An 8738-nucleotide genomic window follows, 5' to 3' on the forward strand; every position below is an offset into this window, starting at 1 on the left:
TGCGACGGCCCCTCATACGGCGCCGCACGGGCCCCTGGCAGCTCTGCCGTCAGCCCGTGCGGCGCCTGTCGTGCCGTGTCCCGTTAGAAGAGGGACAGCAGGCTGGTGACCGGCGATACCAGGTCGTGCCCGAACTGCGTGATCTTCGTGGCGACGGTCCCGGCGCCCACAGCGCCGATCCACTTGGACTGGCCGAAGGTGAGGACACCCAGGGCGGTGCTCGCGAGAGAGGACTTGAACTGGCTGCTCGTCCAGCCGTAGCCGATCCCGGTGAACAGCGTACTGAGCCCGGAGAAGGCCATGGAGGTGTAGCCGAAGCCGGTCGCGAGACCCTCGATGAACGGGACCGCGGGCGGGAAGAACATCCCGATGCCCAAGCCGGCCAGACCGGTGAAGGCGGAGGCGAATCCGAACATGATGCTGAGGGCGTTCGTGGCGTCCGCCATCCACCGCGCGTCCTCCTTCCACCAGGGAAGGCCGCCCTTGACGCTGTCGTTTTCGGGCTTGTCGGCCGGGTTCAGACCGGCGTCCTTGGCCGCCTTCGCTTCTTCGGCAGCCTTCTTGGCCGCGGCCGCGACTTCGGCCGTCCGCTTGTCCAGGGCGATCTGGTGGGCCTCGCTCGCCGCCGTCGCCGCGGTCTTCGCGTCATGGCCGGCCTGCACCGCGGAGGAGTGGGCGGAGGCGGCGGACGCCTGGGCGGCGTTGGCCGAGGCGACCGCGTTGAAAGCGGCGTCCACCGCGCGGTTGGCCGAGTAGTTCGCCGAACGCGCGGCGGTCCGGGCGGTGGCGGCGGCCTGCTTCGCCTTGTCGGCCGAAGCCTGGGCGGACGCGGCCGACTTCTCGGCGTTGCTCGCGAGCGTATCCGCCTCCCGCGCGGAGGTTGCCGCGTTCGAAGCCGACTGGGTGGCCTTGTTCGCCCACTCCAGCGCTTCATTGGCGGCATTGCGTGCCTTGGCAGCCGCCTCCTGAGCGCGCGCCGCGTCCTCCTGTGCTTTGTGCGCGATTTTCGCGGCCGCGGCGATCGCTCCCTGCATCGCGGCGATGTGGGTGGCCGAGTCGTAGTCGAGCTGCGCGGTCTTGTGCTGGACCGAGGCGATGAAGTTACGGCGCATCCATGCCGGGCCTTCCATCGCGGCCTGTGCGTGGGACTTGGTGTACGGCCCCCCGGTGCTGAGGAGGGTCGCAGTGGCGACGGTGTCGTCCTCCCGCTGCGCCGCCTCGTACGTGCTGCCGAGGAATTCGTAGAGGGCCTCGGGGGTCCCGGTGTCGAGCGCGTCGGTCGCCGCCTTCGTCACCGCGCGGCCCGGGTTGTTGGCCAGGACGCGGTTGACCGCGACACGGTTGTCCATCGCGGCGGCCCGGATCACGCCGGTGCTGAGGAAGTCCGTCGCGGCGTCCGGGGCATTGCTCGCCAGTGCTGTGGTCGCGGCGGAGGCGATGTCCGGAGCGCAGGTCTTGGCGAGGTAGAGACTGGTCTCCCGGTCGTCCTGGCGCTGGGCGATCCGCCGGTCGGTGTCGATCCAGACGTGCACGTCCGAGTCCGTGCCCGCCAGCGCGAACCGCGCCGCCTCCTGCGACCACGATCCCTTGGACGCCATCAGGGCGATGGCCGCCTTGCGTCCGAGGGTGGCCGCACCCCCCAGGTCTCCCGTTCTGAGGGCGGACTCGGCCTGGGTCACGAAGTCCTTGGTGGCCTGCTCGGCCTGCTGGGCCTGGGTGCGCCGTTTGGCGTACTCGGCCTTCTCCTGCACTTCGGCCTGCGCCAGCAGGCGGGTCTCCTCGATCGCCTGCTTCATGTCCTGGTCCAGGCGCTGCCACTCGGCCTCGCGCGCGCTCTTCTCCACCGCGACCGCCTGGATGACGGCGTCGGTGGCGGTGTTCGCGGCCTTCGTGGCTTCGTTGGCGAACTCGGTGGACTTCTTCGCGTACTCCACCGCCTGACCGGCGTACTGGACGGCCCAGTCGGCGGCGGCCGCAGACTTCTCGGCGTGGTTGGCCGCGCTGTTCGCGGCATCGCGTGCGGTCCGCGCGGCGGTCGCCGCGGCGTTGGCCAACACCTGAGCGGTGCCTGCGGCGTTGGTGGCGATCTGGGCGTTGGCGCCGGCGATCTGCGCTTGCCGCTTGGCCTCCGCGGCCTCGGCCTGGGCCGCACCCGCGGCACTGGCTGCGGCGGCCGAAGCGTTCGCGGCGGCGGAGGCGTTGCGCGCCGCCGAGGCGGCGGCGTCCCCGGCCCCCGCGGCCTGGGACGCCGCACCGGCGGCGAAGTCGGCAGCCGTAGCGGCGCTGCGTGCCTGGGCCGCGGCGGTGCGAGCGGCGATGGCGGCGTCCTTGCAGGCGGCTGCCTGCGAGGCGTCCTTGGAGGCGGCGATGGCAGCGCCGTACGCCCGGGCGGCGGCGGAGCCCGCGCTGGCCGCGGCCTGACTCGCGGCAGCGGCCGCGTAGGCAGCGCGGCGAGAGGCCTGAACAGCGGCGTTGGACGCGCTCATGGCGACCCGAGCCGAGTCGGCCGCGCCCTTTGCCGCCTCTCCGGCGTTTCGGGCCGCCTTACCGGCCTTGGCGACGTCGTTCTGGGCGGCCTGGGCCTCGGCCGCAGCGTTCTCCGCTGCTTCCTTGGCCTTCGACGCCGCATCGACGGCCCGGGCGCCGGCCTCCACCGCTTGCTTCGTCATCGCGTCGGCCTTCTTGCCTTCGCGCTGGACGACCGCTACGAGTTCCTGGATCTTCGAAGCCTCCTGGTCGCGGGCCCGGGCGATGTACTGGCCGGTCTCGAGGAACCATTCGATGTCGGCAGCGGAGCCGGAGAGCGCCCGAGAGGCGTACTTCTGCACCTCCGGACCTGCCTGCACCATCAGCTTGGAGGTCTCGACGCGCATGTCCTCCTCGCGAGCCGCGTACTGCCCGTCGGTGAGGAACGCCTCCAAGGCGGCCTGGGAGCCGTCGTTCATGGCGGCGTTGCCGACACGGTTCACGGCCTTGCCGCCACTGGCCATCACAATGGCGGTGGCAACCCGCAGGTCTTCGGCGATGGCGCCCTTGAAGCCGCCCGCCAGGTAGGCGGCAATGGTGGAGTCACCGCCGTTGATCGCGGCGACGGCTTCGCGCCGGCTGCCCTTGCCGCCCCGCGCCAGGGAGGTGACGATCGCAACCCGGTTGTCCATGGCCGTGTCGGACGGCAGTTTCACGGTCAGGAAGTTCTGTACCTCCGCGTCGGAGCCGGTCAGCGCTGCTGCCGCTGACGCGCGAACGGCCTTGCCGCCCAGCAGCCACGCCTTGACGACCTTTGCCCGGTCGGTGTCCGGCAGCAGGAAGGGGTCGCCGTTGTCGTCCGCCGGCGGCGCGGCGGCGGCCCAGGCGGCCGCCGGGTTGAGCACGAGGCTGGAGGTGGTGATGGCGGCCGAGGTGGCCGCGACGGCGCCGAGGATGCGCCGCCTGCTCCAATACATGGTGTCCAAAACGGTCCTTAAGGATCAGTGCCTGGTGGGCGGCGCGCGCGTGACGGCATCGCCAGACAGCGAGTTGTTTTGGCTGCGCCCATGTCCCCCGGCGTGCAAGGAAATCGGGGGGAAGTGATGGGCACGCGCCACGACCCTATGCGTCAAAGAGCGGGTTGAACACCCGTCACTTCGAATGGGAAGGCGCCGCGTGATCCTCGTCAAAACCTGGAATGAAATCTTCCGCGGACTACGTGTGGAATGCAATATTCCGAAACTGTGAGAGGCGGTGGCAAACGTGGCGCACATCACGTACCAACTGGCCCGCTTGCCCTGCTTTGTCACCAATATATGGATGGACGAGTACCAAGGCAGGTGTTTCTATACGTAGGGCCCTGCGGTACTGCACACTTACCGCCGTCCGCCATCTCTCTTCCTTTTGCGGGGAGTTACGGAAAACTGGGCACGCAGTTCGATCTTGCTGGGAGTGGGGGACTTCCAGGGGTGATGCGTTCGCGTGCGACCGCATTTCCCATTGGTCATTCACGGCCTTCACCTCCGCGTTGGCACACGTTGCGGGAGTCACTCCCGGAACCGACGACTAGGACAGCGATGAAGGTAAGCAAGGCAATAGTGCGCTCCGCTGGCGCGGCCATGGGCGCGGGCGCCCTGGCATGGGCCGCGATCGCGAGCGGAGTGACGGGTGGGACGACCGTCGCCGCAAGTGGCACCGGCATGAAGGCGGTTGTCGAAGAGGGCCCCGGTTACGCCGTAGAGGACTTCGGGTACCCGAACGCGGACAAGATTCTCGCGGAACAGCACATCACGCTGAAGCGCGGTGACGGGCACATCCTTCTCGCCGATTGCGCGAGCGCGAACGATCTGCTTGAAGTCTGGTCCCGTACGAACGATAAGATCTGCTTCCGTATCACGGGCAACCAGGGTTACCTGACCTTGGAGATTCCTTCGGTCTTCAGCATCAAGGGGAACTCGTACGCCACCCAGGTCGACATGTCGGTGGGCGCGGAGTCGAAGACCTTCGACGTGGCCAAGGGTACGTGGACTCCGGTCGGCGAAAGCGCGGATGAGCAGGGGCGGGACTTCATGCTCATGGAAATCAGGTCTACCAAGTAGCCGGAGCAGGACCGGTGACTTCCGCCCGTGAAGTCGCCGACTGCGGTTCCAGCAGCATGAATCCGACCCGGCCGACGGAAGACTTCCCGGTGACGGCACGCGGACTCACGGAACCCCACATCGCCGGCAGTCCGGTGACGCGCGATCGAGGCAATGAGCCCCGGCCGACTCCGGTGCGGCGTATGACGTGCGCGACCGACGACGCGTTTCGCGGCAGCACCCTCGATCGATTTCCTACGCACTTGATCAATTGAAGGAAGACGCATGTCTGCACTCCGTATGCACTCGGCACGGATGGCCGGTCTCCTGGTCTCCGCCACCGCGGTTTCGGCAGGTCTGATCCCGTGCGTACCCGCCCTGGCGATGGCCGGTCCCGAGGCCGCCAGCGGGCAGCTCGTGAACGTCGCGAAGCTGAACATCGGCGACGAAGCCCACTCCCGCGCCTGTACCGCGACCCTGGTCGACCAGTGGTGGATCGCCACCGCCGCCAGTTGCTTCGCCACCACGCCCGGTGCGCAGGTCCCCGCCGGGAAGCCCGTGCTGAAGAGCACCGCCACCCTCAGCAGCGGCCAGGCTGTCGAGGTCGTCGAGCTCGTGCCCCGTACGGACCGCGATCTGGTCCTGGGCCGCCTCGCCGGTCCCGCCACCGGCATCACGGGCATCAAGCGCAGCGCCGCGGCCCCGGCCGTCGGCGCCGACACCACGTCGGCCGGGTTCGGCCGTACGAGGACCGAGTGGGTGCCCGACAAGGCGCACACCGGCACCTTCACCGTCGACGCCGCCGACCCCACCACGCTGACCATCACCGGCAAGGGAACGGACGTCATCTGCAAGGGTGACACCGGTGGCCCGCTGCTCAACGCGGCCGGCGAGCTGATCGGCGTCAACAGCCGCTCCTGGCAGGGAGGGTGCCTGGGGACGGCCACCGCCGAAACCCGCACCGGGGCCGTCTCCGCACGGATCGACGACCTCAACGACTGGGTGCAGCAGGCGAGGGCCTTGACGCCGGGCTGGAAGGCCGAAGCCCTCGTGCAGGCGGGAACCGGCCTCTACCAGGGCATCCGCCTGACCGACGGATCCTGGACCGGTTTCACCGACGTGCAGTCCAAGGCCGGAAACATCGGCGGCGTGCGCACGGCCGCCGCCGCCGGCATCAACGGCGACACGCACGTGGTGGCGCTGGGTACGGACGGCCGTCTGCGGCACACCGTGCGTAAGGCGGACGGCAGTTGGGGCGCGTTCGGTGACCTCTCCGCCGAAGCCGGCGCCCTCGCCAACATCACCCAGGTCTCCACCGTCTCCATCGGCGCCGACCTCCACGTGATAGTGGTCGCGGGCGGCAAGGTGTTCCACACCGTGCGCAACGCCACCGGGAACTGGACCGCCTTCGGTGACGTCGCCGCCGCCACGAGCCCGATCGGTACCGTCACCTCCGTCGCCACCGCCAGCTCCGGGGGCGAGCTCCACGTCGTCGCCGTCAGCGGCGGCAAGGCTTTCCACACCATTCGCCGGACCACGGCTCACTGGACCACGTGGGGGAACGTCGCACAGGCCGCCGGAGCCACCGGCCCCATCAGCTCGGTGAGCACGGCGGGCGCGGGCGGCGACACTCACATCGTCATCGCCACCGACAACGGCACTCGTCAGTACCACTCGGTCCGCTACGCCAACGGCACGTGGGCGCCCTTCGGTGACCTCAAGAGCAGCCTCGGGACCCTGACGGCCACCTCCATCGGCGCCGGCACTGTCGACGGCGAACTCCAGCTCGCCGTCACCACCAGCGACAACCGGATCGTGCACATCATCCGCCACACCGACCGCACCTGGTCTCCGGTCACCTCGGTCAACACCCAAGGCGTCGCCGGAACCCTGGGCACGGTCTCCGTCGCCGGCACCCTCTGACCCACCGGACGCCGGTCCCCGCGGAGCCCCACGGCGCCGCGGGGACCGGTACGCGCTCGGGCGCCACCCTTCCGGAGGAGCAGGAGCCATGGCGTTCCCGCCCGCAGCCGGTCCGCGGGCCGGGCGGCGAAGCCATCCGCACCTGACGCGCCCGAGGGTGTGTCCGCGCCGTGGTCCGACCGGATTCCGCTCCTTCCCATACCAAGAGGATCATCATGTCCAAACATGGTTCGCGCACCGCGTGGGCTGCCACCTTGGTCGCTACGACATTAGGAGCTGGACTCCTCGCGATCGCTCCCGCCATGGCCCTCGCGGGCCCTGACGCCCCCGGTACCGGCTACGGCTTTGCGGCGAAGGTCACCATCGGTGACAAGGCCGCCTGTTCCGGCGCGCTGGTCGACGCCCAGTGGGTGATGACCGCCGCGTCCTGTTTCCGGGACGGTGCCGTGCCGGTCCCGGCCGGGAAGCCGGCGCTGGTGACGACCGTGACCGTGGGCCGCACCGACCTCGCCCAGTCCACGGGCACCGTGGTCGAGGCGGTGGAGCTGGTGCCGCACCCGGACCGCGACCTGGTGATGGTCAAGCTGGCCTGGCGGCTCGTCGGGACGGATCCGGTCAAGGTCGCCACCACCGCCCCGTTGCCAGGTGAGCAGCTCACGTCCCTGGGGTTTGGGCGGACGAAGACGGAATGGGTCCCGGACAAGGCGCACACGGGTGTGTTCACCGTGGCCTCCACGGACGGCGGTGCGCTCGGTCTGAGCGCGTCCGGGGGCACGGTGGTCTGCAAGGGCGACACCGGTGGTCCCGCCCTGCGGCAGCAGGACGGTGGCGTGGAGCTGGTGGCCGTCAACTCGCGTTCCTGGCAGGGTGGTTGCCTCGGCACGGATCCGGCCGAAACCCGTACCGGTGCGGTCGCCGTACGGTTGGACGATGTGGCGGCCTGGATCGACCAGGTCCGCAAGAGCACGCCCGCGGTGCGGCTGGCGTCGCTGGTGCCCAAGGTCACCGGCGTGATGGCGACCGGCGATTTCAATCGGGACGGGCGCACCGATGTCGCTGCCGTGACCGACGACGGGAACTTGCACGCCTTCGCCGGGCGGCCCGACGGCACGTTCGAGTACGGCCGTCCTCTGTGGACGTCCGACGGTAGCTGGCACGGCGCTACGAAGATAATCGGTGGTGACTTCAACGGCGACGGGATCACCGACATCGCCTCGGTGTGGAGCAGTGGAACGCTGCGCCTGTACACCGGCCGGCCGGACGGCTCGCTGGCCCCCGCCAAGTCCATGTGGGGCGACCAGACCACCAATTGGAATGCCATGCTCCAGCTGACTCGCTACCGGCTCGATGGTTCCGGGCGTGACGGGCTGCTCGCGGTGTGGGGCTCCGGCGGCTCCAAAGGCTCCCTCTACGCGTACCCGACCGGTTCGGACGGCGTGCTCAGTGGCCAGAACCGCAAGATGTGGCCGGACGCCACCTGGCTGAGCATTCAGAAGATCACCGCGGGTGACTTCAACAACGACGGCCGTGACGACCTCGTCGCCATCGCATCCGACGGCGCCCTGCGGCGCTACAGTGGAAACGCGGCGGGCGGCCTCGACTCCGGCGTCTCCATGTGGCCCGACACCAGCTGGAACGGCATGCCTGTCGTGTTGTCGGGTGACTTCAACGGCGACGGCAAGACCGACCTCGGCGGTCTGTGGAGCAACCAGCAGCGCTTCAACTTCTACAAGGGCAACGGCCAGGGTGCCCTGGCCTACGGCGTCAACGCCTGGCCCTCCCCCCTCCCGGTTCCTGCCACCGGCCAGATTCACAACGCCAACAGTGACAAATGCCTGGAGATCACCAACTCCAGCAAGGACAACGGCGCCCCCGCCCAGCAGTGGACGTGCGGCGCACAGGCCGGCGCGAACTGGGAGTTCCGTGCGACCGGCACCCCGGGCGTCTACCAGATCGTCAACGTCAACAGCGGCAAGTGCCTGGAGATCGCCAGCTCCAGCAAGGACAACGGCGCTCCCGCCCAGCAGTGGACCTGCACGACCCTTCCGACGATGCTCTGGACGGTCCAGCAGGCCGGCAGCACAGTCGGCCTGAACATCAGCAACGTCAACAGCGGCAAGACGCTGGAGATCACCAACTCCAGCAGGGACAACGGCGCCCCCGCCCAGCAGTGGGGACACTCCACCGACCCCGCCTACCCGGGCCAGACCTGGTACCTGTGACCAGGAGCGTCCGGGCGCACCACGAACGGCCGACCGCCCTGCGTTCACG

4 protein-coding genes are annotated in these 8738 nt (G+C 69.4%); 3 read left to right on the forward strand and 1 reads right to left on the reverse strand.

The window, feature by feature from the left end; all coding sequences use genetic code 11:
* Positions 1–83: 83 nt before the first annotated feature.
* Entirely contained in the window at positions 84–3443 is a 3360-nt protein-coding gene (locus tag ACWGH1_RS31575) for a hypothetical protein (RefSeq protein WP_453409220.1), read from the reverse strand.
* Positions 3444–4043: 600 nt separating this feature from the next.
* Between ACWGH1_RS31575 and ACWGH1_RS31580 the strand changes: the two genes are divergently transcribed.
* The 3 genes from ACWGH1_RS31580 (at position 4044) to ACWGH1_RS31590 (ending at position 8689) form a co-directional block, all read left to right on the forward strand.
* On the forward strand, positions 4044–4565 hold the full coding sequence (locus tag ACWGH1_RS31580) for a hypothetical protein (RefSeq protein ID WP_453357023.1): 522 nt from the start codon (positions 4044–4046) through the stop codon (positions 4563–4565).
* Positions 4566–4829: 264 nt separating this feature from the next.
* On the forward strand, positions 4830–6467 hold the full coding sequence (locus ACWGH1_RS31585) for a trypsin-like serine protease (protein WP_453357024.1): 1638 nt from the start codon (positions 4830–4832) through the stop codon (positions 6465–6467).
* Positions 6468–6769: 302 nt separating this feature from the next.
* Entirely contained in the window at positions 6770–8689 is a 1920-nt protein-coding gene (locus ACWGH1_RS31590; RefSeq protein WP_453357433.1) for an RICIN domain-containing protein, read from the forward strand.
* The last annotated feature ends 49 nt before the right edge of the window (positions 8690–8738 follow it).

It is taken from the genome of Streptomyces sp. NPDC054883 (assembly GCF_053610645.1).